The 22,648-nt window shown below is 61.9% G+C and carries 20 protein-coding genes and 1 pseudogene; 3 read left to right on the top strand and 18 right to left on the bottom strand.

Annotation, left to right across the window (positions count from 1 at the left end; translation table 11 throughout):
* Positions 1–69: 69 nt before the first annotated feature.
* From CHB99_RS30615 to CHB99_RS17110, 3 genes and pseudogenes are all read right to left on the bottom strand, one after another.
* A complete protein-coding gene (locus CHB99_RS30615; protein ID WP_377697987.1) occupies positions 70–933 on the bottom strand; it encodes a methyl-accepting chemotaxis protein in 864 nt (287 codons plus the stop codon).
* Positions 925–1,740: pseudogene (locus CHB99_RS30620) on the bottom strand (MCP four helix bundle domain-containing protein); the annotation flags it as partial. The pseudogene CHB99_RS30620 and the gene CHB99_RS30615, both read right to left, overlap by 9 nt.
* A 96-nt stretch (positions 1,741–1,836) precedes the next feature.
* Positions 1,837–2,301: a DUF3859 domain-containing protein gene (locus CHB99_RS17110; protein WP_042123393.1), complete on the bottom strand. Its 465-nt coding sequence runs from the start codon at positions 2,299–2,301 to the stop codon at positions 1,837–1,839.
* Between the two features lie 231 nt (positions 2,302–2,532).
* Between CHB99_RS17110 and CHB99_RS17115 the strand changes: the two genes are divergently transcribed.
* The gene (locus CHB99_RS17115; RefSeq protein WP_042123391.1) at positions 2,533–3,393 is read left to right on the top strand and encodes a pirin family protein; all 861 of its coding nucleotides are present in this window, start codon (positions 2,533–2,535) and stop codon (positions 3,391–3,393) included.
* Positions 3,394–3,481: 88 nt separating this feature from the next.
* Here CHB99_RS17115 and CHB99_RS17120 read toward each other — a convergent pair whose 3' ends face one another.
* From CHB99_RS17120 to CHB99_RS17135, 4 genes are all read right to left on the bottom strand, one after another.
* The gene (locus CHB99_RS17120; RefSeq protein WP_042123387.1) at positions 3,482–4,207 is read right to left on the bottom strand and encodes a dienelactone hydrolase family protein; all 726 of its coding nucleotides are present in this window, start codon (positions 4,205–4,207) and stop codon (positions 3,482–3,484) included.
* A 60-nt stretch (positions 4,208–4,267) separates the two neighbouring features.
* Positions 4,268–6,172: a molecular chaperone HtpG gene (htpG, locus tag CHB99_RS17125; protein WP_042123385.1), complete on the bottom strand. Its 1,905-nt coding sequence runs from the start codon at positions 6,170–6,172 to the stop codon at positions 4,268–4,270.
* Positions 6,173–6,280: 108 nt separating this feature from the next.
* A complete protein-coding gene (locus CHB99_RS17130) occupies positions 6,281–6,742 on the bottom strand; it encodes a PaaI family thioesterase (protein WP_042123384.1) in 462 nt (153 codons plus the stop codon).
* Entirely contained in the window at positions 6,739–7,215 is a 477-nt protein-coding gene (locus CHB99_RS17135; RefSeq protein ID WP_042123382.1) for a PaaI family thioesterase, read from the bottom strand. Before CHB99_RS17135 ends, CHB99_RS17130 begins: the two co-directional genes overlap by 4 nt.
* 157 nt (positions 7,216–7,372) lie before the next feature.
* Between CHB99_RS17135 and CHB99_RS17140 the strand changes: the two genes are divergently transcribed.
* Positions 7,373–7,666 carry a hypothetical protein gene (locus tag CHB99_RS17140; protein ID WP_084702638.1) on the top strand — a complete coding sequence of 98 codons (294 nt, stop codon included), beginning with the start codon at positions 7,373–7,375 and terminating at the stop codon, positions 7,664–7,666.
* 72 nt (positions 7,667–7,738) lie between these two features.
* Here CHB99_RS17140 and CHB99_RS17145 read toward each other — a convergent pair whose 3' ends face one another.
* The 11 genes from CHB99_RS17145 to sdhC all read right to left on the bottom strand — a co-directional run bounded on the left by CHB99_RS17145 (position 7,739) and on the right by sdhC (position 21,678).
* On the bottom strand, positions 7,739–8,479 hold the full coding sequence (locus CHB99_RS17145; protein ID WP_042123378.1) for a DUF599 domain-containing protein: 741 nt from the start codon (positions 8,477–8,479) through the stop codon (positions 7,739–7,741).
* A gap of 174 nt (positions 8,480–8,653) precedes the next feature.
* Positions 8,654–9,961 (bottom strand): branched-chain amino acid transport system II carrier protein, encoded by a 1,308-nt coding sequence (gene brnQ / locus CHB99_RS17150; protein ID WP_042123375.1) that lies wholly within the window; start codon positions 9,959–9,961, stop codon positions 8,654–8,656.
* Between the two features lie 395 nt (positions 9,962–10,356).
* Entirely contained in the window at positions 10,357–11,241 is an 885-nt protein-coding gene (gene sucD / locus CHB99_RS17155) for a succinate--CoA ligase subunit alpha (protein WP_016393102.1), read from the bottom strand.
* Positions 11,241–12,407, bottom strand: coding sequence for an ADP-forming succinate--CoA ligase subunit beta (gene sucC, locus CHB99_RS17160; protein ID WP_023629628.1), 1,167 nt, complete (start codon positions 12,405–12,407; stop codon positions 11,241–11,243). Before sucC ends, sucD begins: the two co-directional genes overlap by 1 nt.
* Positions 12,408–12,581: 174 nt before the next feature.
* Complete coding sequence (lpdA, locus tag CHB99_RS17165) at positions 12,582–14,018, bottom strand: dihydrolipoyl dehydrogenase (RefSeq protein ID WP_042123371.1); 1,437 nt, start codon at positions 14,016–14,018, stop codon at positions 12,582–12,584.
* Positions 14,019–14,110: 92 nt separating this feature from the next.
* Positions 14,111–15,331: a 2-oxoglutarate dehydrogenase complex dihydrolipoyllysine-residue succinyltransferase gene (gene odhB / locus CHB99_RS17170; protein WP_042123369.1), complete on the bottom strand. Its 1,221-nt coding sequence runs from the start codon at positions 15,329–15,331 to the stop codon at positions 14,111–14,113.
* 40 nt (positions 15,332–15,371) lie between these two features.
* Entirely contained in the window at positions 15,372–18,203 is a 2,832-nt protein-coding gene (locus CHB99_RS17175; protein WP_042123367.1) for a 2-oxoglutarate dehydrogenase E1 component, read from the bottom strand.
* 234 nt (positions 18,204–18,437) lie between these two features.
* Positions 18,438–19,142, bottom strand: a complete 705-nt coding sequence (locus CHB99_RS17180) for a succinate dehydrogenase iron-sulfur subunit (protein ID WP_009396299.1) — start codon at positions 19,140–19,142, stop codon at positions 18,438–18,440.
* A gap of 11 nt (positions 19,143–19,153) precedes the next feature.
* A complete protein-coding gene (gene sdhA, locus CHB99_RS17185) occupies positions 19,154–20,926 on the bottom strand; it encodes a succinate dehydrogenase flavoprotein subunit (protein WP_042123365.1) in 1,773 nt (590 codons plus the stop codon).
* A 3-nt stretch (positions 20,927–20,929) separates the two neighbouring features.
* Entirely contained in the window at positions 20,930–21,298 is a 369-nt protein-coding gene (gene sdhD / locus CHB99_RS17190) for a succinate dehydrogenase, hydrophobic membrane anchor protein (RefSeq protein WP_009396297.1), read from the bottom strand.
* Positions 21,292–21,678: a succinate dehydrogenase, cytochrome b556 subunit gene (sdhC, locus tag CHB99_RS17195; RefSeq protein WP_170946391.1), complete on the bottom strand. Its 387-nt coding sequence runs from the start codon at positions 21,676–21,678 to the stop codon at positions 21,292–21,294. The genes sdhD and sdhC overlap by 7 nt, the downstream gene beginning before the upstream one ends.
* Before the next feature lie 351 nt (positions 21,679–22,029).
* Here sdhC and CHB99_RS17200 point away from each other — a divergent pair.
* On the top strand, positions 22,030–22,648 hold a 619-nt coding region (locus CHB99_RS17200; protein WP_283162627.1), incomplete at its 3' end, for a citrate/2-methylcitrate synthase.

The following is a 22,648-nucleotide window of genomic DNA, read 5'->3' on the forward strand; positions in this document are numbered from 1 at the left end:
AGGCCTCGCTTGTGAAAACGCCCCGACTGGTTCGGGGCGTTTTTGTTTGGGCTGGCGCGGTCGTTTGGATCACACCGAAAAACGCCGCACCAGGGTGTTCAGATCCACCGCCAACTGCGACAACGCCTGACTCGCCTCCACCGTCTGACTCGCCCCCGCCGAACTCTGCAGCGCCAGATCACGGATATTGGTCAGGTTGCGGTCCACCTCCCGCGCCACCTGCGCCTGCTGCTCCGAAGCGCTGGCGATCACCAGGTTGCGCTCGTTGATGCGGCTGATGGCCTGGGCAATTTCCTCCAGCGCCGCCCCCGCCGCATGCGCCCCTTCCAGGGTGTTGCGCGCCCGCTCGCGGGTCTGCTGCATGCCATCCACCGCGCGGTCGGTGCCCTGCTGGATGCCATCGATCATCTGCTCGATTTCCCGGGTCGACTGCTGGGTGCGATGGGCCAGCGCCCGCACTTCATCCGCCACCACGGCGAAACCACGCCCGGCATCGCCGGCCCGCGCCGCTTCGATGGCCGCATTGAGCGCCAGCAGGTTGGTCTGCTCGGCGATCGAACCGATCACGTCGAGCACCTTGGAAATCCCATGGACCTGCTCGGCCAGTTGCCCGACCTCGTCGACGTTGGTGCTCACCCCCGCCGCCAGCTCCTCGATCGACACCACGGTCTGACGCACCTGGGCCTGGCCCTGACGGGCGATGCGGTCGGACTCGCGGGACGCTTCCGACGTCGCCACGGCATTGCTGGCCACCTCCTCCACCGCAGCGGTCATCTGGTTCACCGCGGTGGCCGCCTGCTCGATTTCCTGGGTCTGTTGCTGCAGGCCCCGGGTGGCGTCCTCGGTGACTGCGCTGAGCTCTTCCGAGGCCGAGGCCAGCTGGTTCGACGAGTCGGAAATGCGCCCGATGGTGTCGCGCAGGCTCTGCTGCATCTTCTTCAGCGCCACCAGCAGGCGCGCCGGCTCGTCACGGCCGTGAATGCTGATCTGCGGGGTCAGGTCGCCGGTGGCGACCACCTCGGCGACCTGCAGCGACTGCGCCAGCGGATGGACGATGCTGCGGGTCAGTACCAGGGCGAGGATCACCGTCAGCACCAGCGCCCCGCCGAGCAGGACCATCACCCACAGCCGCGCGCTGACATACACCGCCTGCGCCTTGTCGGTGGACAGATGGGCATGCTGGTTGTTGAGGTCGATCAGTTGATTGAGCGTCACGGTGAGGTTGTCGGCCACCTGGTTCATTTCACCGTTGACCAGCGTTTGCGCCGCCTCGATCTGATTGCCGGTCGCCAGCCTCATCACCTGCGCCTGCATGTCCAGGTACTGCTTCTGCAGGTCGAGGTAACGGTCGAACAGGGTGCGCTCCTCGGGCAGCACGATCAGCGCGTTGTAGTCGCTTTGCGCCTTGGCCAACCCCTGCTTGAGCGATTCGATGCGCGCCACGTTCTGCTGCTGCGCCGCCGGATCGCGGTTGACCAGCAAGCGCAGGGTCAACGCACGGATCCGCAGCATGTCCTGACTCATGGTGCCGACGTTGATCACGCTGGGCAGCCAGTTGCTCTCCACCTGATCGGACTGCTCGCGCATGCTGGCCATCTGCGACAGCGCGAACAGACCGAGGGTCACCACCAGCAACGCCAGCAAGCCGAACCCCAAACCAGCCCGTGGCGCTATGTTCAAGCTTCTCAGACTCATCGAACGGTTCCTTCCGGAAGTGCTGCGCAGGTCGGCAGCTGACATTCTTTTTAGAAGGTATCGGACCGTTGATTTTTTGCGTAAGAAGAATTGGTGATATCAAATTGCCCGGTGATTGCGACAGCACAATCACCATCGGGCTCATCGAACAGTGAATCGTTTCTCCGCGAGCAGCCGGTCGCCCTGGAACACCATGAAATGCCACTCGCCCGGCACGGCTTCGTGATGCTCGGTGAATTCATAGGCCATGACGTCCTGCGGCGCGCCGGGAACCAGCTTCTGCACCACTTCGAACTTGTCGTGGCGCTTGCCGTCCGGGGTGACGATGCCCGGGGTCAGGTACAGCAGGGTCAGCGGGGTATCGTCGGCGGTCTTGCCCTCGAGGCGGTAACGGATGCCGAACTTGCTGCCCAGCTTGGCCGGCACCACGTCGGTGGCGTCGATATTCTGGCTGTTCATGGTGATCACCCGCTCACCGGGCTGGGGATTCTTGAGGTTGGTCTCGAACACACCATATTCCACCGGTCCCTGCACGCGCACCTCGGCATGAGCCAGGCCAGCGATGCACATCAGCCCGACCAGGGCGCTAAAACGGCTAGTCAACATACTGCGCTTCCTCTGTTGTGGATCGCGGCAGACTATGACTCCGGCATGACAGGCTGATGACAATCCCGCTCAACGCGGCTTCGGCAGCACCGCGAGGCAGTTTTCCCAGGCCGCGGCGAGATAGAGATCGGTGGCGCTGTACCAGCAGGCATCGTTCGGACAGGGTAGACCGCGCGCCGCCCATCCCGGTTCGCTATGCTAGGCCGACGTCGTCCTTGCTGGAGCCCACCCATGACCCTGCCCCTGGTAATCCGCCCGCGCGCCGAATCGGTCGAGGGCCAGCCGATCCTGCGCCCACTGCCCTCGGCGAAATGCCGCAGTGTCGGGCCCTTCGTGTTCTTCGACCATATGCTGGAAACGGACTACGCCGCCGGCCATGGCATGGATATCCGCCAGCATCCGCACATCGGCCTGTCCACCCTGACCTACCTGTTCGAAGGCGAGTTGCTGCACAAGGACAGTCTCGGTTCGGAGCAGCGGGTCGGGCCGGGAGAAGTGAGCTGGATGACCGCGGGAGCGGCGGTGGCGCATGTCGAGCGCACGCCGGCAGACCTGCTCCAGCGCGGCTCACGGTTGCATGGCCTGCAGGTGTGGCTGGCGTCGCCCAAGGAACACGAACAGGGCGTCGGGCACTACAGCCATCACAGCGCCACCAGCCTGCCGCTGAGCGACGCGCTGGGGGTGCGGATCCGCATGATCGCCGGCAGCGGATTCTGCCTGGAATCGCCGGTACCGGTGCTCTCCCCGACCCTGTATGCCGAGGTGTTCATGGAAACGGCGACGACCCTGTGCGTGCCGACCGAGCATCGGGAGCGGGCGGTGTATGTGCTGTCCGGCGAGGTTCGCCTGGATGACGAGTTGCTGGAGCCGCAGACCCTGGTGGTTCTGGCGGAAGGCGAGGCCTTCAGCCTGCATGCCGAAGGCGAGAGCCACCTGGTGATCTTCGGCGGCGCGCCGCTGGATGGACCGCGGCGGATGAACTGGAATTTCGTGGCGAGCGATCCCGCCTTGATCGAGAAAGCCCGGGAAAGATGGGCGGCCGGGGATTGGCCGGTGGTTGCGGGGGAAACCGGGAGGATCGAGTTGCCCTGAAGTCAGCCGTCGCGGGCAACGCCCGCTCCCACAACGGATCGGCGGACACCGGACATTGTGGGAGCGGGCGTTGCCCGCGATGAGGCCCTCAAGCCTTGAACACTTCTTCCAGCAGATTGTGCATCGCCGTAAACGCCCGCTTGGCGGTCCGCGCGTCGTACATCATCTTGCCCGGCACGTTCGCCCCCGGATCGGTGAACGAGTGCACCGCACCGCCATAGCTGGTCAGTTGCCAATCCACCCCGGCAGCATTCATCTCGACCTCGAACGCCGGCAGCTGCTCCTTCGGCACCAGCGGATCGGCAGCGCCATGCAGCACCAGCACCGAGCCCTTGATCTTCTTCGCGTCCGCCGGATTCGGCGTATCCAGCGTACCGTGGAACGACACCGCGGCCTGCAGCGGCGCGCCATCGCGGGCCAGCTCCAGGGCACAGCAACCGCCGAAGCAGAAACCGAACGCCGCCAGCTTGCCCGGGGTCAGGACGGCCTTCGACTGCCCCAGCAACTGGGCCAGCGCCGCCTGCATGCGCTTGCGCAGCTCGGCACGGTCGTTCTTCAGCGGCATCATCGCCGCACCGGCTTCCTCGGCATTCTGCGGACGCAGCGATTGACCGTAGAGGTCGGCGATCAACACCACGTAACCCTGCTCGGCCACCGCACGGGCAATGCGCTCGGCGCCCTCGGTGACTCCCATCCAGTTCGGTGCCATGAGCAGCGCCGGCTGCTGCGTTGCACCGTGGGTGTACAACAGGCGGCTTTCATAGGCCTTGCCGCCGAGGTGATAGACCAGCGATTCGATTGTCACCTTGCTCATCGGATTCTCCTTGGACCCTGAAAAAAAAAGCCCGCCGAGGCGGGCTTTTCGTGCATCAGATCAGACTGCCAGTTCGACCAGCAGCTTGTTCAGCCGGCGCACATAGGCAGCCGGGTCCTTCAGGCTGTCGCCGGCGGCCAGGGCCGCCTGGTCGAAGAGGATGTGCGAGAAGTCGGCGAAACGGTCTTCGCTCTGCTCGTTGTCCAGCTTCTCGATCAGCGGGTGGCTCGGGTTGAATTCGAAGATCGGCTTGGAGTCCGGCACCTTCTGCCCGCTGGCTTCGAGGATCTGGCGCATCTGCAGGCCGAGGTCCTGTTCGCCGATGGCGAGGATCGCCGGCGAATCGGTCAGGCGGTGCGACACGCGCACTTCGCTGACGCTGTCGCCCAGCGCGGCCTTGAGGCGCTCGACCAGGCCTTCCTTGTCCTTGGCGATCTCTTCCTGGGCCTTCTTGTCCTCTTCCGAGTCCAGCTTGCCCAGGTCCAGGTCGCCACGGGCGACGTCGACGAAGCTCTTGCCGTCGAATTCGTTGAGGTAGCTCATCAGCCACTCGTCGATACGGTCGGTCAGCAGCAGCACTTCGATGCCTTTCTTGCGGAAGACCTCCAGGTGCGGGCTGTTCTTGACCTGCGCATAGGACTCGCCGGTAAGGAAGTAGATCTTGTCCTGACCTTCCTTGGCGCGGGCCAGGTAGTCGGCCAGGGCCACGCTCTGCTCGCCGCCCTCTTCATGGGTCGAGGCGAAGCGCAGCAGGCCGGCGATCTTCTCCTTGTTGGCGAAGTCTTCCGCCGGGCCTTCCTTGAGCACCTGGCCGAAGTTCTTCCAGAACGCCTTGTACTGCTCGGGTTCGTTCTTCGCCAGTTTTTCCAGCATGTCCAGCACGCGCTTGGTCAGCGCCGACTTCATCGAATCGATGATCGGGTCTTTCTGCAGGATCTCGCGGGAGACGTTCAGCGACAGGTCGTTGGAATCGACCACACCCTTGATGAAGCGCAGGTACAGCGGCAGGAACGACTCGGCCTGGTCCATGATGAACACGCGCTGCACGTACAGCTTCAGGCCGCGTGGCGCTTCACGCTGGTACAGGTCGAACGGCGCGCGGGCCGGGACGTACAGCAGCGAGTTGTACTCGAGCTTGCCCTCGACCTTGTTGTGGCTCCAGGCCAGCGGGTTCTCGAAATCGTGACCGATGTGCTTGTAGAACTCCTGGTATTCCTCGTCCTTGATCTCGGTACGCGGACGGGTCCAGAGGGCGCTGGCGCGGTTGACGGTTTCCCATTCCTCGGCCGGCTTGTCCTCGCCTTCGGCGGCTTCTGCCTGCTTGGGCAGCTCGATCGGCAGGGCGATGTGGTCGGAGTACTTCTTGACGATATTGCGCAGGCGCCAGCCGTCGGCGAACTCTTCCTCGCCCTTCTTCAAGTGCAGAACGATGCGGGTACCACGCTCGGCCTTGTCGACGGTGGCGACTTCGAAGTCGCCCTCGCCTTTCGACGACCAATGCACGCCTTCAGCGGCCGGCTGGCCAGCACGGCGGCTGAACACATCGACCTGGTCGGCGACGATGAACGCGGAGTAGAAGCCCACACCGAACTGACCGATCAGGTGCGAGTCCTTCTTCTGGTCGCCGGTGAGGTTCTTCATGAAGTCGGCGGTGCCGGACTTGGCGATGGTGCCGAGGTGCGCGATGACTTCATCGCGGCTCATGCCGATGCCGTTGTCTTCGAGGGTGACGGTGTTGGCGTCCTTGTCGAAGCTGACGCGGATCTTCAGCTCGGCACCGCCTTCGAGCAGTTCGGGCTTGGCCAGCGCTTCGAAGCGCAGCTTGTCCACGGCGTCGGAGGCGTTGGAAATCAGCTCGCGGAGAAAGATCTCCTTGTTCGAGTACAGCGAATGGATCATGAGATGCAGCAGTTGCTTCACCTCGGTCTGGAAGCCCAGGGTTTGTTTTTGAGTCTCCACACTCATGGTCTTCAAAACTCCGATCTGATGGCATTGGTCGCGCTGGCAGGCGAGCCTTCCGGGCCACACCTCGCCAGTCGCAGCGGGATGAACAGCAGATGGGGACGTGGCTGGCTATTTCAAGGGCGCCCCCGGCTCTTTGATCTTGAAATGCGCGCGAGCGGTGGCGATGGGCTCGCCGGCATCGCCCTGCCAGGCGGTGATCGCCACGTTGGTCACGCGGCGCCCCTGACGCCATAACTGGCAACGCGCGTAGGTGTCACGGAAGTGCCCGGCGCGCAGGTAGTCGATGGAGAAGTCGATGATCTTCGGAATGCTCGCGCTTTCGCTGAAGATCAGCAGGTACAACGCGGCCGCCAGTTCCATGAACCCGGCGATCACCCCGCCGTGGATCGCCGGCAGCAAGGGATTGCCGATATTGTCCGGGTTGGCCGGCAGGCGAAACAGCAGGTCGTCGCCGTCGCGGCTGCATTCGATGCCGATGAGGCCGGCGTAGGGGATCAGTTGCAGCAAGGCAGAGTAATCGCCGCGACTGTGCGCCTCGCGCAGTTGCTGGTGGATGTCGTCCGGGATCATTGCTCCTCTCCCTTGAGCTTGCGGGCGAAATTGATGCCGCCCTTGATGTCCTTGCCCAGGCGCATATAGGTGCCCACCACCTGGGCGATGGGTTGTGCCGGATCGTCCTGGTAGGCGGTCCCGCGGATGAAGATCACATCGCGGCTGACCCGGTAGCAGTGGGCATGACCGAACACGTCCTGGTCGGCGAGCCCGGGGCTCATGTAGTCGATCCGCAGATCCAGGGTCGGACAGACCTCGAACTCCGGCAGCGCACACAGCGTGGCCATGCCCAGCGCGGTGTCCATCAGGGTGGTGATCGCACCGCCGTGAATGGCTCCAGTCTGCGGGTTGCCGACGATCGATGGCGAATAAGGCAAGCGCAGGACAATACCGTCCTGGTCCACGGAATGAACTTGCATGTTCAATTTCTGGCAATGACGCAATGCGCCAAGGAAGCGCCTGGCCCGTTCCAGCAGCGACGAATCATTCATTCGCGTAGATTTCTCCATAATTGTGAAGACCTGCACAAGCCAAGAAAAAAGTCTATATGGATCCGTAACTTATATATGTGTATCGTGCGCGGAACTTAAACCACCAGGGACAACTCAAACGGTTTAAGTAATGTTATTCCACAAGGAGAAACACCCCATGCGTAAACCTTTTGCTTATGCCGTCATGCTCGCCGCCGCTCTGGGCCTCGCCGCTTGCGACAAAGCCAGCGAAGACAAGGCTCAGGACGCTCAAAAACATGCCGAGCAAGCCCAGCAGAAGATGGACGAAGCTCAGGATAAAGTGAACGAGGCCGCGAAAGAAAACGCCGAAGCCGCCAAAGACTCCGCCGAAGCTGAACAAAAAGCCGCTGAAGAAGCAGCTCCTGCTGCTCCGGCCCCAGAAGCCGCACCGGCTGCGCCAGCCGCTCCGGCCGAGCCCGCCAAGCAGTAATTACTGCTGGAATAAGAAAACCCGACTTCGGTCGGGTTTTTTTATTTATACGAGAACACTTCCGCGCAGCAGTTATGTTTGCGCCTCTTTGCCCGGCTCGGCCACCACCGCCTCTGTCGGGGTATAGACCATCACATCGAGAACGTCGGAATGGAACTCCCGACGGTAGAGAATCAACACGACCCCCGCACTCATCCCCATGAACGCCCAGGGGCTGATGAACCAGCTCAGCAAGGCCATGCCGAAGTAATAAGAGCGCAGACCGAAGTTGAACTGGTTGGCCGCCAGTGAAATTACCCGCGCCGCCCGCGAAGCGAAGGCCTTGCGCTCCAGTTCGCTGACCTGCCGCTCACCGATCATCGGCGCCGACCCCACCAGCACCGCGGCGAAGTTGTATTGGCGCATGCACCAGCTGAACGTGAAGAAGGCATAGACGAAGACGATTGCCAGGCACAACAGCTTGATTTCCGACATGCTCTGCGAGGTCTGCTGCACCAGCGGCAGGTCGGCCAGCAACGACAGGGCGCGGTCCGAGGCGCCAAGGACCGTCAGGATGCCGGCGAGGATGATCAGGGTGCTGGAGGCGAAGAACGACGCGTTGCGCTCCAGGTTGCCGATCACGCTGGCGTCGGCGATACGGTTATCGCGCAGGAGCATGCGCCGCATCCAGTCTTCGCGGTAGAGGTGCATGACACTGGCCAGGCAGGCGGTGTCGCGGCCTTTCCAGGTGGCGTAACGGGTGTAGCCGCCCCAGCAGACGATGAACCACAGGGCGGCGAGCAGGTTGGTCAGGTTGTTTTCAATGAAGCTCATGGACAGTCCTGGTCGGGATAGACGGCCATTCGACGCCAGACAACAGAAAAAGACACACCGCGGCCCCAGGCCGACATGAAAAAGCCCCGTCTCCTGGATAGAAGACGGGGCTTCGCGCAATCACCTTTGGCGGACGTTCATGGCTTGTGGCCTCGTCCGCCTGCGGGCATTACGTCAGGCAATCACTTCGCGCGGCTTGCCCAGCAGGCGGTCGCAGACCACCGCGACGAACAGCGTTGCCACGCACGGCACCAGCCAGGCCAGGCCCTGCTCGCTCAGCGGCAGGTGGGCCAGGGATTCCGGCATGTTGAAGCCGGCGCCCTTGAGCGCGTCGATGGTGCCGAAGATCAGCGACACGGCCATGACCGGCGCCATGATGCGGGTCTGCGAATGCCACATGCCTTTGCAGAAGCTCAGGCCGACCAGCACGATGCACGGCGGGTAGATGGCGGTGAGCACCGGTACCGAGAACATGATCAGCTTGGTCAGGCCGAGGTTCGACACCAGCAGCGAGAACCCGGCCAGCAGCACCACCAGTGCGCGGTAGGACAGCGGCAGCAGACGGCTGAAGTATTCGGCGCAGGCGCAGGTCAGGCCGACCGCGGTGACCAGGCAGGCCAAGGCGATCAGTACAGCCAGGAAGCCGCTGCCCAGGGAGCCGAAAGTGTGCTGCACGTAGGCATGCAGGACCACCGCGCCATTGGTGGCGGTAGCGGCGATGTCATGACTGCCGGCGCCCAGACGGAACAGGCTGATGTAGACCAGGGTCAGACCGACACCGGCGATCAGGCCGGCGATCACCGCGTAGCGGGTGATCAGGCGTGGCGACTCGACGCCGCGGGAGCGGATCGCGTTGACGATGACGATGCCGAACACCAGCGCCCCGAGGGTATCCATGGTCAGGTAACCCTGGATGAACCCCTGCGAGAACGGCGCGGCAACGTATGCCGGCTGCGCGTCGCCGATGGTCCCGGCCGGCAGGGCGAACGCGGCGATGCCGAGCGCGGCCAGCGCGATGATCTTCAGCGGTGCGAGGAAGCGGCCAACCGTGTCGAGCAGCTTGCCGGGGTACATGGACACCGCCAGCACCACCAGGAAGTACACCAGGCTGTAGAGGAACAGCGCCAGCGGGCTCTCGCCAGTCAGCGGCGCGACGCCTACTTCGAAGGACACGGTCGCGGTACGCGGGGTGGCGAACAACGGACCCACCGCCAGGTACGCGGCCGCGGCCAGCAGACCGCCGGCGATCTTGCCGATCGGGCTGCTCAGTTCGTCCATGCCGCCACCGACCTTGGCCAGGGCGACCACGGTGACCACCGGCAGACCGACAGCGGTGACCAGGAAGCCGAGGGCCGCCATCCACACGTGCGGACCGGACTGCAGACCAACGATAGGCGGGAAAATGATATTGCCGGCCCCGACGAACAACGCGAACGTCATGAAGCCAAGCGCCAGGATGTCCTGGCCTTTCAAAACTTTCATTTAAGGAAATACCACACTGCGTAAATCGGAATTTAGAGAGGGATTTCCCCTTGGGTTAGGGAAATGTTTTTTCCGCCCTGATTGAGGCGGATTTTTATAGCGTGGCGCTTCCTTTTGGGCAGCGGACACGAAATGAACGCGCATGGTACTCAATTTGCCGCTCTGGCGCACGGTTTCAGGGCGGTTTGTCCGATGAGTGAACCCGAATGTCGCAAACGGTTGCGCTGCATCAAGCGACAAGCCCCCGTAGGAGCTGGCTTGCCTGCGAAAGACCGCACAGCGGTCCATCGCAGGCAAGCCAGCTCCTACAGGGATCGCGCCAGCCGCAAGAGTCCGGAATGCAGAAACGAAAAAGGCCACCCGAAGGTGGCCTCTCTCTGCTGGTCAGCGAAGAATTACTTCTTCGCTTCCCAACCGGTCAGCTCGGCCAGGGCCTTGCCGATGTCCGCCAGCGAACGCACGGTTTTCACGCCGGCGTCCTGCAGGGCAGCGAACTTCTCGTCCGCGGTGCCCTTGCCGCCAGAGATGATGGCGCCAGCATGGCCCATGCGCTTGCCCGCTGGGGCAGTCACACCGGCGATGTAGGAAACCACTGGCTTGGTCACGTTGGCCTTGATGTAGGCAGCTGCTTCTTCCTCGGCCGAACCACCGATTTCGCCGATCATGACGATGGCTTCGGTTTTCGGGTCTTCCTGGAACAGCTTCAGGATGTCGATGAAGTTCGAGCCCGGGATCGGGTCACCGCCGATACCGACGCAGGTGGACTGACCGAAACCGGCGTCAGTGGTCTGCTTGACCGCTTCGTAGGTCAGGGTGCCGGAACGGGAAACGATACCGACCTTGCCTGGCAGGTGGATGTGACCTGGCATGATGCCGATCTTGCACTCGCCCGGAGTGATGACGCCTGGGCAGTTAGGACCGATCAGGGTAACGCCCAGCTCGTCGCACTTGACCTTGGCGTCCAGCATGTCGAGGGTAGGGATACCCTCGGTGATGCAGACGATCAGCTTGATGCCGCCGAAGGCCGCTTCCAGGATCGAGTCCTTGCAGAAAGGAGCCGGAACGTAGATCACCGAAGCATCGGCGCCGGTAGCTTCCACGGCTTCCTTGACGGTGTTGAACACCGGCAGGCCCAGGTGGGTGGTGCCACCCTTGCCTGGGGTGACGCCGCCGACCATCTTGGTGCCGTAGGCGATGGCTTGTTCGGAGTGGAAAGTACCCTGCGAGCCGGTGAAGCCCTGGCAGATGACTTTGGTGTCTTTATTGATCAGGACGCTCATTACTTGCCCTCCGCAGCTTTTACAACTTGTTGAGCAGCGTCGGTCAGGCTGGTGGCCGCAATGATGTTCAAACCGCTTTCTGCCAGTACTTTAGCGCCCAGTTCGGCGTTGTTGCCTTCGAGGCGAACGACGACCGGTACTTTCACGCCGACTTCTTTCACCGCGCCGATGATGCCTTCGGCAATCATGTCGCAGCGAACGATGCCGCCGAAGATGTTGACCAGAACGGCCGCGACATTGCTGTCGGACAGAATGATCTTGAAGGCTTCGGTAACGCGCTCTTTGGTCGCGCCGCCACCAACGTCGAGGAAGTTGGCTGGCTTGCCGCCGTGCAGGTTGACGATGTCCATGGTACCCATGGCCAGACCGGCACCGTTGACCATGCAGCCGATGTTGCCTTCGAGAGCAACGTAGTTCAGTTCGAACTTGGCGGCGTGGGCTTCACGGGCGTCGTCCTGGGACGGGTCGTGGAAGGTCTTCAGCTTCGGCTGACGGTACATGGCGTTGGCGTCGATGTTGATCTTGGCATCGAGGCAGTGCAGGTCGCCGTCGGCCTTGATCACCAGCGGGTTCACTTCCAGCAGGGCCAGATCGTGATCCTTGAACAGCTTGGCCAGGCCAACGAAGATCTTGGCGAACTGTTGTACCTGCTTGCCTTCCAGACCCAGCTGGAACGCCAGCTCACGACCCTGGAACGGCTGAGCGCCGACCAGCGGATCGATGGTTGCCTTGAGGATCTTCTCGGGAGTGTCGTGAGCGACCTTCTCGATGTCCACGCCACCTTCGGTGGAAGCCATGAACACGATGCGGCGGCTCGAACGATCGACCACAGCGCCCAGATACAGCTCTTTGGCGATGTCGGTGCAGGATTCGACCAGGATCTTGGAAACTGGTTGACCGTTGGCGTCAGTCTGGTAGGTCACCAGATTCTTGCCCAACCACTGCGCAGCGAACGCCTTGGCGTCTTCCTTGCTGCGAACCAGCTTGACGCCGCCCGCTTTGCCGCGACCACCCGCGTGAACCTGGGCTTTCACAACCCACTCGGAACCGCCGATCTTGTCGCAGGCTTCTGCTGCAGCTTCAGGGGTGTCGACTGCGAAACCCTTGGAAACTGGCAGGCCGTATTCAGCGAACAGCTGCTTACCCTGATACTCGTGAAGATTCATGCTTTTTACCGTCTTCGTTAGGTACTGCGCTTCGGCGCTGCGCCCGTGAGGGGTGCCGCGCCACCTGTGACCGCTTGCCCCCGATATGCTCCGGGGGTTCGAGTCCGGCGGACTTTCCGCGGTGAGTCATGCACGCAAGACTCACGACGGGCAGACCGCCGTGGTTTCTTATAATTAACGCTTCTTACGGTTGGCTACGTGGATGGCACCGCCATTCACGGCCAGCGCGGCTTCATGCAGCGCTTCGGACAGGGTCGGATGGGAGAAGACCATCATGCCCAGGTCTTCGGCACTGGTGCCGAATTCCATTGCGATTGCACCCTGCTGCACCAGTTCGGCGGCGCTCGGGCCAATCACGTGTACGCCCAGGACGCGGTCGGTCTTGGCATCGGCGATGACCTTGACGAAACCACCGGTGTCGTTGGCAGCCATGGCACGGCCGCTGGCCGCGAACGGGAAGGTGCCCACGTTAACCTCAACGCCCTCGGCCTTCAAGGTTTGTTCGGTCTTGCCGACCCAGGCGATTTCCGGGTGGGTGTAGATGACCGACGGGATCAGGTCGTAGTTCATCTGGGCTTTGTGGCCCTTGATGCGCTCGACGACCATGATGCCCTCTTCCGAGGCCTTGTGCGCCAGCATCATGCCGCGAACCACGTCACCGATGGCGAATACGCCCGGAACGCTGGTGGCGCAGTGATCGTCAACGAACACGAAGCCGCGCTCGTCGATGGTCACGCCGCTGTCGGCGGCCAGCAGGTCGGTGGTGACAGGACGACGGCCGACCGCGACGATCAGCTTGTCGAAGACGATCTTCTGTTCGCCGTTGGCGTCGGTGTAGGTCACTTCGACTTCTTCGCCGTTGACCTTGGAACCGGTGACGCGAGCGCCCAGCTTGATGTCCAGACCCTGTTTGGTCAGGGTTTTCAGGGCTTCCTTGGAAACCGCGGTGTCAGCGGCCATCAGGAAGGTGTCCAGCGCTTCCAGAACGGTGACTTCGGCACCCAGGCGAGCCCAGACCGAACCCAGTTCCAGACCGATGACGCCGGCACCGATGACGCCCAGGCGCTTCGGCACGCTCTGGAATTCCAGGGCGCCGGTGGAGTCGACGATGACGTTCTGGTCGACCGGAGCCGGCGGAATGTCGATCGGACGGGAGCCGGAGGCGAGGATCACGTTCTCGGCTTCGATGACTTCGGTAGTGCCGTCAGGCTTGGTGACTTCGACCTTCTTGCCGGCCAGCAGTTTGCCGTGGCCCTGGATCGAGGTGACGCCGTTGGCCTTGAACAGGGTGGCGACGCCACCGGTCAGGTTCTTGACGATGCCAGCCTTGCGGCCAACCATCGCGGCGACGTCCATCTTGACTTCGCCGGTGGAGATACCGTGGACGTTGAAGCTCTCTTTGGCTTCCTTGTACTTCCAGGAGCTGTCCAGCAGCGCCTTGGATGGAATGCAGCCAACGTTCAGGCAGGTACCGCCCAGGGCCAGTTTGCCTTCGCCATCGGTGTATTTCTCGATGCAGGCAGTGGAGAAGCCCAGTTGCGCGGCCTTGATGGCGGCCACGTAACCGCCAGGACCTGCACCAATTACTACTACGTCGAACTTCTGGCTCATAAAAGATTCCTTTATAGCTTCAAGCGGCAAGCCTCAGGCCGCCAGGCGAAGACTTCCTTGGAAGTCCGTCGCCCGCGGCCCGCGACTGCGTATTAGATATCCAGCAGCAGACGCGCCGGGTCTTCCAGCAGGTTCTTGATGGTCACCAGGAAAGTCACGGCTTCTTTACCGTCGATCAGGCGGTGGTCGTAGGACAACGCCAGGTACATCATCGGACGGATCACGACCTGGCCGTTGATGGCCATTGGACGCTGGATGATGTTGTGCATGCCGAGGATGGCGGCCTGCGGCGGGTTGACGATCGGGGTCGACATCATCGAGCCGAAAGTACCACCGTTGGTGATGGTGAAGGTGCCACCGGTCATCTCTTCGATGGACAGCTTGCCGTCACGGGCCTTCTTGCCGAAGGTGGCGATGCCGCCCTCGATCTCGGCCAGGCTCATCGATTCGGCGTTGCGCAGCACCGGTACCACCAGGCCACGGTCGCTGGAGACGGCAACGCCGACGTCCGCATAGCCGTGGTAGACGATGTCGGAACCGTCGATCGAGGCGTTGACAGCCGGGAAGCGCTTCAGCGCTTCGGTGGCGGCCTTGACGAAGAACGACATGAAGCCCAGGCGCACGCCGTTGTGGGACTTCTCGAACAGGTCCTTGTACTTCGAACGCAGGGCCATGACTTCGGTCATGTCGACTTCGTTGAAGGTGGTCAGCATCGCCATGTTCGACTGGGCTTCGACCAGGCGCTCGGCAACCTTGGCACGCAGACGGGTCATCGGCACGCGCTTCTCGGTGCGGTCGCCAGCGGCGGTGACCACAGGAGCGGCGGCGGCAGCGGCCGGCTTGGCGGCAGGGGCAGCGGCTGGAGCGGATTTCTTCGCGGCAACGGCGGCCACGACGTCTTCCTTGGTCACGCGACCGCCTTTGCCGGTACCGGCAACGGAAGCCAGGTCGATGCCGTTCTCTTCAGCCAGCTTGCGTGCGGCTGGAGCGGCGATCGGGTCGTCTTCGCCAGCGTCGGCGGCGGCCTGGGCAGGCGCGGCAGCCGGGGCGGCGGCAGGAGCAGCGGCGGCAGCGCCACCGGCTTCGATCGAACCCAGGACTTCGTCGGACAGGACGGTATCGCCCTCGTTCTTGACGATCGCACCCAGCACGCCGTCAGCGGTGGCCAGTACTTCCAGGACGACCTTGTCGGTCTCGATGTCGACGATCAGGTCGTCGCGCTTGACGGCTTCGCCCGGTTTCTTGTGCCAGGTGGCAACGGTGCCATCGGCAACCGATTCCGGGAAGGTAGGGGCTTTGATCTCGATAGCCATTATCAGTGGTTCCTTAATTCGGTTTCAGGTGCGCGAGGCATTAAACGGTGAAGGCATCTTGCAGCAGTTTTTCCTGCTGCTCGGCGTGCATCGAAGCGTAACCACAGGCGGGTGCGGCGGACGCATCGCGACCGGCGTACTCGAGGACCAGGGCCTTGTTGTGGCGGCCGAGGATACGACGCATGTGGTGCTGGCTGCTGTACCAGGCGCCCTGGTTCATCGGTTCTTCCTGACACCACACGACGTTCTTCAGCTCGGTGTATGGCGCGAGGATTTCAACCAGATCGTCCTCAGGGAACGGATACAGTTGTTCGATACGCACGATGGCGATGTCTTCACGACCTTCGGCACGGCGTTTTTCCAGCAGATCGTAGTAGACCTTGCCGCTGCACAGGACCAGACGGGTGACTTTCTTCGGATCGAGGCTGTCGATTTCCGGGATCACGGTCTGGAACGAGCCTTCGGCCAGATCTTCCAGGGTCGAGATGGCCAGCTTGTGGCGCAGCAGCGACTTCGGCGTCAGTACGATCAGCGGTTTGCGCAGCGGACGGATCACCTGGCGACGCAGCAGATGGTAGATCTGCGCCGGGGTGGTCGGTACGCAGACCTGGACGTTGTGCTCGGCGCACAGCTGCAGGTAGCGCTCGAGGCGTGCCGAGGAGTGCTCGGGGCCCTGACCTTCATAGCCGTGAGGCAGCAGCATGGTCAGACCGCACAGGCGGCCCCACTTGTGCTCGCCGCTGGTGATGAACTGGTCGACGACCACTTGCGCGCCGTTGGCGAAGTCACCGAACTGGGCTTCCCAGATCACCAGCGCGTTCGGCGTGGTGGTCGAGTAGCCGTATTCGAAGGCCAGAACGGCTTCTTCGGACAGGAACGAGTCGTACAGGTCGAAACGTGGCTGGCCCGGGAACAGGTTCTGCAGCGGGATATAGGTGCTGGCGTCCTTCTGGCTGTGCAACACCGCGTGGCGGTGCGAGAAGGTGCCGCGGCCGATATCCTGGCCGGTCATGCGGATCGGATGACCTTCGAACTGCAGAGTGGCGTAAGCCATGGTCTCGGCATAACCCCAGTTGATCGGCAAGCCACCGGCCTGCATCTTCTGGCGATCTTCGTAGATCTTCGAAACCTGACGCTGAACCACGAAGCCTTCCGGCAGTTCCAGCAGCTTGGCGGACAGTTCCTGCAGGGTCTTCAGATCGAAGCGGGTGTCGTGACGCGCGGTCCAGGCGTGGCCCAGGTACGGACGCCAGTCGACGAACAGCTCCTTGTTCGGCTCCTTGACCAGGCTCTTCACCACGTGCAGGCCGTTGTCCAGGGCATTGCGGTACTCGTCGACCTTGGCCTGAACACGTTCGGCGTCCAGACGACCGGTCTGCACCAGGCTGTCGGCGTACAGTTCACGGGTAGTGCGCTGCTTGGAGATCTGCTGGTACATCAGCGGCTGGGTGCCGTTCGGCTCGTCGGCCTCGTTGTGGCCGCGACGACGGTAGCAGACCAGGTCGATGACCACGTCACGCTTGAACTGCATGCGGTAGTCGACAGCCAGCTGGGTCACGAACAGCACCGCTTCCGGATCGTCACCGTTCACGTGCAGGATCGGCGCCTGGATCATCTTGGCGACGTCGGTGCAGTACTCGGTGGAACGCGAGTCCAGCGGGTTGCTGATGGTGAAACCAACCTGGTTGTTGATCACGATGTGCACGGTACCGCCGGTCTTGAAACCGCGGGTCTGCGACATCTGGAAGGTTTCCATGACCACGCCCTGACCCGCGAACGCGGCGTCACCGTGGATGGAAATAGGCAGAACCTTGTCGCCAACGGTGTCGTTGCGGCGATCCTGGCGAGCGCGTACCGAACCTTCCACCACTGGCGAGACGATTTCCAGGTGGGACGGGTTGAACGCCATGGCCAGGTGAACTTCGCCACCGGCGGTCATCACGTTGGAGGAGAAGCCCTGGTGGTACTTGACGTCACCGGAGCCCAGCTCGACCTTCTTCTTGCCTTCGAACTCGTCGAACAGCTCGCGCGGGTTCTTGCCGAAAGTGTTGACCAGCACGTTCAGACGGCCACGGTGGGCCATGCCGATCACGACTTCCTTGGTGCCGTAGGAGCCGGAACGCTGGATCATTTCGTCCAGCATCGGGATCAGGCTCTCGCCACCTTCCAGGCCGAAACGCTTGGTGCCCGGGTACTTGGTGCCCAGGTACTTCTCCAGGCCCTCGGCCGCGGTGACGCGCTCGAGCAGGTGGCTCTGGATGTCGGCGGAGAAGGACGGACGGCCACGCACGCTCTCCAGACGCTGCTGGAACCAGCTGCGCTGCTCGGAGTCGACGATGTGGGTGAACTCGGCGCCGATGGTGCGACAATATGTCTGCTGCAACGCGTCGAAAATTTCGCGTAGGCTCGCTTCCTCCTTGCCGATGAACAGGTCGCCGGCACGGAAGGTCGTATCAAGATCGGCATTGGTCAAGCCGTAATGATTGATCGACAGGTCTACTGGCGCAGGGCGCTGCCACAACCCCAACGGGTCGAGCTTCGCGGCTTGGTGGCCGCGCATACGGTAGGCCTGGATCAGTCGCAGCACTTCGACCTGCTTCTTCTCGTGTTCACTGCTCACGCTCCCGGCGGATACCGGTTGGGCGCGGCGCTGGTTCTTCGCCAGCAGTACGAAATGGTCGCGGATCGTCGAGTGCGATACATCAGTAGCAGTGCTGCCTTCGGCGGGCAACTTCTGGAAGTAGGTGCGCCACTCTTCTGGCACAGCGTTAGGGTCGTGCAGGTAGAGCTCATAAAGCTCTTCCACATATGCAGCGTTACCACCTGACAGGTGGGCGCTGTTCCACATGCGCTGCATCACGCTTTCTTGCATGCTTGGTCACCCTCGGTTAGGGGCCTCGATCGGCAGAACCACGTAAGCCTGGAGTCTTCTCACCACAACCAGGCCTGCAAGATCCCGCAGATTTACCGGGTACCAGCCCGGATGCCCCTGCTGGTCTCATATCTTCATAGGTAAAAGCTCGGGCTTATGACCCTCGCTCGGGTTTCACCTCGGTGCGGGCTAAGCGCCCGCACCTTGGCGTACTACGGGTACAACACTTTCAAATCAGGTACCGCTTTGCAGCAGCATGTTGCGTACGTGGCCAATCGCCTTGGTCGGGTTCAGACCTTTCGGGCAGACGTTCACGCAGTTCATGATCCCGCGGCAGCGGAATACGCTGAACGGGTCATCCAGGGACGCCAGGCGCTCCTGGGTCTTGGTGTCGCGGCTGTCGGCCAGGAAGCGATAGGCCTGCAGCAGAGCGGCTGGACCGAGGAACTTGTCAGGGTTCCACCAGAACGACGGGCAGGAAGTCGAGCAGCAAGCGCACAGGATGCACTCGTACAGACCGTCCAGCTTGTCACGTTCTTCCGGCGACTGCAGACGCTCGATGGCCGGAGCCGGCGTGTCGTTCTGCAGGAAAGGCTTCACCTTCTCGTACTGCTTGTAGAAGATGCTCATGTCGACGACCAGGTCACGGATAACCGGCAAACCAGGCAGCGGACGCACGACCAACTTGTTACCTTTTACGACAGAGGACAGCGGCGTGATGCACGCCAGGCCGTTCTTGCCGTTGATGTTCATGCCGTCGGAGCCGCAAACGCCTTCACGGCAGGAGCGACGATAGGAGAAACCTTCGTCCTGTTCCTTGATCAGCGCCAGCACATCCAGAACCATCAGGTCCTTGCCACCGGTATCGACCTGGAACACCTGGGTTTTAGGCGCCGAGTCGGTATCCGGGTTGTAACGATAAACTTCAACTTGCAACATGGCGGCCACCCTTAGTAAGTCCGGACTTTTGGTTCGAACGCCGGTACGGTCTTCGGCGCGAAGTTGACTGCACGTTTGGCAACCCGCTTCTCACCTGGGAAGTACAGGGTGTGGCACAGCCAGTTTTCGTCGTCACGGTCTTCGTAGTCTTCACGGGCGTGAGCGCCGCGGGACTCTTTACGGTGTTCGGCCGCGATGGCGGTTGCTTCAGCGACTTCCAGCAGGTTCTGCAGCTCCAGCGCTTCGATACGCGCGGTGTTGAAGGCCTGGGACTTGTCGTTGATCTTGACGTTGGCGATGCGCTCGCGCAGATCAGCCAGTTGCGCGATACCTTTCTGCATGTATTCGCCGGTACGGAACACACCGAAGTAGTTCTGCATGCAGCTCTGCAGCTCGCGCTTCAGGGTGGCGACGTCTTCGCCAGTGGTGCGCTCGTTGAGCTTGTTCAGGCGATTCAGCGCAACTTCGACGTCGGTGTCGCTGGCGTCGCGGTATTCGATACCGTCGGTCAGCGCTTTTTCCAGGTGCAGGCCGGCGGCGCGACCGAAGACCACCAGGTCGAGCAGCGAGTTGCCGCCCAGGCGGTTGGCACCGTGAACCGATACGCAAGCGACTTCACCGACAGCGAACAGACCTGGAATGATCTGGTCCTGGCCGTTGGCGTCCTGGGTCATGGCCTGGCCATGAATGTTGGTGGCAACGCCGCCCATCATGTAGTGGCAGGTAGGAACCACTGGAACCGGAGCAACGACCGGGTCGACGTGGGCGAAGGTCTTCGACAGTTCGCAGATGCCTGGCAGACGGCTGTGCAGAACTTCCTCGCCGAGGTGGTCGAGCTTCAGCATCACGTGGTCGCCATTCGGGCCACAGCCGTTGCCGGCGATGATTTCCTTCACCATCGAACGGGCCACGACGTCACGACCGGCGAGGTCCTTCGCGTTAGGAGCATAACGCTCCATGAAACGCTCGCCATGCTTGTTGATCAGGTAGCCACCTTCACCGCGGCAACCTTCGGTGACCAGTACACCTGCGCCGGCGATGCCGGTTGGGTGGAACTGCCACATTTCGATGTCCTGCACCGGAACGCCAGCACGCAGGGCCATGCCAACGCCGTCACCGGTGTTGATCAGGGCGTTGGTGGTCGACGAGTAGATACGACCGGCACCGCCGGTAGCCAGTACAGTTGCCTTCGAACGGATGTACTGGGTTTCGCCGGTTTCGATGCAGATCGCGATCACGCCGACGAACGCGCCATCCTGGTTCTTCACCAGGTCGACCGCGTAGTACTCGTTGAGGAAGGTGGTGCCTGCTTTCAGGTTGCCCTGGTACAGGGTGTGCAGCAGCGCGTGACCGGTACGGTCGGAAGCGGCGCAGGTACGGGCGGCCTGGCCACCTTTACCGAAGTCCTTGGACTGACCGCCGAACGGACGCTGGTAGATACGACCGGTTTCGGTACGGGAGAACGGCAGGCCCATGTGGTCCAGCTCGAAGACCGCGGCCGGGCCCTCCTGACACATGTATTCGATAGCGTCCTGGTCACCGATGTAGTCGGAACCCTTGACGGTATCGTACATGTGCCAGCGCCAGTCGTCGTTCGGGTCGGCCGAAGCGATGGCGCAGGTGATGCCACCCTGGGCCGACACGGTGTGCGAGCGGGTCGGGAAGACCTTGGTGATCACGGCTGTCTTGTGACCACCCTGAGCCAGCTGCAGCGCAGCGCGCATGCCGGCACCGCCGCCACCAACAATGATGGCGTCGAAAGAAATCGTTGGAATGATAGCCATGAATCAGATACCCCAGAGAATCTGCACACCCCAGACGAAGTACGCGAACATCGCGACACCACATACCGCCTGGAACAGGAAACGAATCGCAGTCGCCGATTTACCGAACGCCATAGGGGTCAGGTAGTCGGTCGCAATGGTCCACATGCCGACCCAGGCGTGAGCGCCCAGGGCAACCAGTGCCAGCAGACTGAAGATACGCATCGCGTTATTGGAGAACAGAGCGTGCCACTGGGCATATTCGATGCCAGGGTGCGCCACCAGGTAGCCGATCAGGAAGATGAAGTAAGCCGCGAGAACGACCGCAGAAACGCGCTGCGCCATCCAGTCATAGAGGCCCGAACGCGACAGGTTCGTGACATTCGTTACCATATCCAAACTCCCGCCAGAACGATCACCACCACGGAGATGACGATGACAATTTTCGAGCCCAGTTTGCCGCCTTCCAGCGTCTCACCGATGCCCATGTCCATGATCAGATGGCGCACACCGGCCACCAGGTGATACAGCAAGGCGGACAGCAGGCCCCAGAACACGAACTTGGCCAGCGGACTGGTCAGGCACGCCTTCACCTCCCCAAAGCCTTCCTCGGAACCCAGGGATTTGCCCAATGCGTAAAGCATGATGGCCAGGCCCAGGAACAGAATGACGCCGGAGATACGGTGGAGAATGGACGTGTAAGCGGTGATCGGGAGTTTGATGGTCCTTAGGTCTAGGTTTACAGGTCGTTGGCTTTTCACGGCTTTTTTCACACTGAAGAGCCCCTAGCAAGCAGGGCAAAGTTGTTGGTAAGTGTACTGGTCAGGTACCCACCACCCAGGGAGCGGCGACCCCCAGTGAGACGGGCGCGGATGCCCCTGGCGGTCGGGTGCCGAGTATAGACAGTTAGGCTACTAATGACAACGTGAAGGGCTAGCCCAAATAGCGCATTGCCTTTACCGAACAAAAGGCGTAAATGGGCGGCATTTTCGAGGAAAAACAGTGCCTAAAGCCCGTTACAACCGTGCTTTAGGCAAATTGACTTTCGAATTTATCTCACTATAGTGGTGCGGGCCCTGCGTGGGGGGTCTGTCAGATGATTTCAAGCATTAATAGGAGGCCACATGGCTGACAAAAAAGCGCAGTTGATCATCGAGGGCGCTGCCCCCGTCGAGCTGCCCATTTTAACCGGCACCGTTGGTCCAGATGTTATCGACGTTAGAGGGTTGGGGGCCACGGGTCACTTCACTTTCGACCCTGGTTTCATGGCGACCGCATCCTGCGAGTCGAAGATCACCTACATCGACGGCGACAAGGGCATCCTGCTGCATCGCGGTTACCCGATCGAGCAGCTCGCCGAACAATCCGACTACCTCGAAACCTGCTACCTGCTGCTCAACGGCGAACTGCCGAACGCCGAGCAGAAGGCCCAGTTCGTCAGCACCGTGAAAAACCACACCATGGTGCATGAGCAGTTGAAGTCCTTCTTCAACGGCTTCCGCCGCGACGCCCACCCGATGGCCGTCATGTGCGGCGTGGTTGGCGCCCTGTCGGCGTTCTATCACGACTCGCTGGACATCAATAACCCGCAGCACCGGGAAATCTCCGCCGTGCGCCTGGTCGCCAAGATGCCGACCCTGGCCGCGATGGTCTACAAGTACTCCATGGGCCAACCCATGATGTACCCGCGCAACGACCTGTCGTACGCGGAAAACTTCCTGCACATGATGTTCAACACCCCGT

Source organism: Pseudomonas japonica, assembly GCF_900188455.1.
Classification (GTDB): domain Bacteria; phylum Pseudomonadota; class Gammaproteobacteria; order Pseudomonadales; family Pseudomonadaceae; genus Aquipseudomonas; species Aquipseudomonas japonica.

Excerpts from the sequence above, each read along its gene's own strand:
- sucC (WP_023629628.1), bottom strand. The coding sequence starts at position 12,407 with ATGAATCTTCACGAGTATCAGGGTAAGCAGCTGTTCGCTGAATACGGC.
- CHB99_RS17140 (WP_084702638.1), top strand. The coding sequence starts at position 7,373 with ATGCGTAAACCTTTTGCTTATGCCGTCATGCTCGCCGCCGCTCTGGGC.
- sdhD (WP_009396297.1), bottom strand. The coding sequence starts at position 21,298 with ATGGTAACGAATGTCACGAACCTGTCGCGTTCGGGCCTCTATGACTGG.
- CHB99_RS17115 (WP_042123391.1), top strand. The coding sequence starts at position 2,533 with ATGACCCTGCCCCTGGTAATCCGCCCGCGCGCCGAATCGGTCGAGGGC.
- htpG (WP_042123385.1), bottom strand. The coding sequence starts at position 6,172 with ATGAGTGTGGAGACTCAAAAACAAACCCTGGGCTTCCAGACCGAGGTG.
- odhB (WP_042123369.1), bottom strand. The coding sequence starts at position 15,331 with ATGGCTATCGAGATCAAAGCCCCTACCTTCCCGGAATCGGTTGCCGAT.
- CHB99_RS17180 (WP_009396299.1), bottom strand. The coding sequence starts at position 19,142 with ATGTTGCAAGTTGAAGTTTATCGTTACAACCCGGATACCGACTCGGCG.
- CHB99_RS17135 (WP_042123382.1), bottom strand. The coding sequence starts at position 7,215 with ATGAATGATTCGTCGCTGCTGGAACGGGCCAGGCGCTTCCTTGGCGCA.
- lpdA (WP_042123371.1), bottom strand. The coding sequence starts at position 14,018 with ATGAGCCAGAAGTTCGACGTAGTAGTAATTGGTGCAGGTCCTGGCGGT.
- CHB99_RS17130 (WP_042123384.1), bottom strand. The coding sequence starts at position 6,742 with ATGATCCCGGACGACATCCACCAGCAACTGCGCGAGGCGCACAGTCGC.
- CHB99_RS17145 (WP_042123378.1), bottom strand. The coding sequence starts at position 8,479 with ATGAGCTTCATTGAAAACAACCTGACCAACCTGCTCGCCGCCCTGTGG.
- CHB99_RS17175 (WP_042123367.1), bottom strand. The coding sequence starts at position 18,203 with ATGCAAGAAAGCGTGATGCAGCGCATGTGGAACAGCGCCCACCTGTCA.
- sucD (WP_016393102.1), bottom strand. The coding sequence starts at position 11,241 with ATGAGCGTCCTGATCAATAAAGACACCAAAGTCATCTGCCAGGGCTTC.
- CHB99_RS17110 (WP_042123393.1), bottom strand. The coding sequence starts at position 2,301 with ATGTTGACTAGCCGTTTTAGCGCCCTGGTCGGGCTGATGTGCATCGCT.
- CHB99_RS17120 (WP_042123387.1), bottom strand. The coding sequence starts at position 4,207 with ATGAGCAAGGTGACAATCGAATCGCTGGTCTATCACCTCGGCGGCAAG.
- CHB99_RS30615 (WP_377697987.1), bottom strand. The coding sequence starts at position 933 with ATGCAGCAGAGCCTGCGCGACACCATCGGGCGCATTTCCGACTCGTCG.
- sdhA (WP_042123365.1), bottom strand. The coding sequence starts at position 20,926 with ATGGCTATCATTCCAACGATTTCTTTCGACGCCATCATTGTTGGTGGC.
- brnQ (WP_042123375.1), bottom strand. The coding sequence starts at position 9,961 with ATGAAAGTTTTGAAAGGCCAGGACATCCTGGCGCTTGGCTTCATGACG.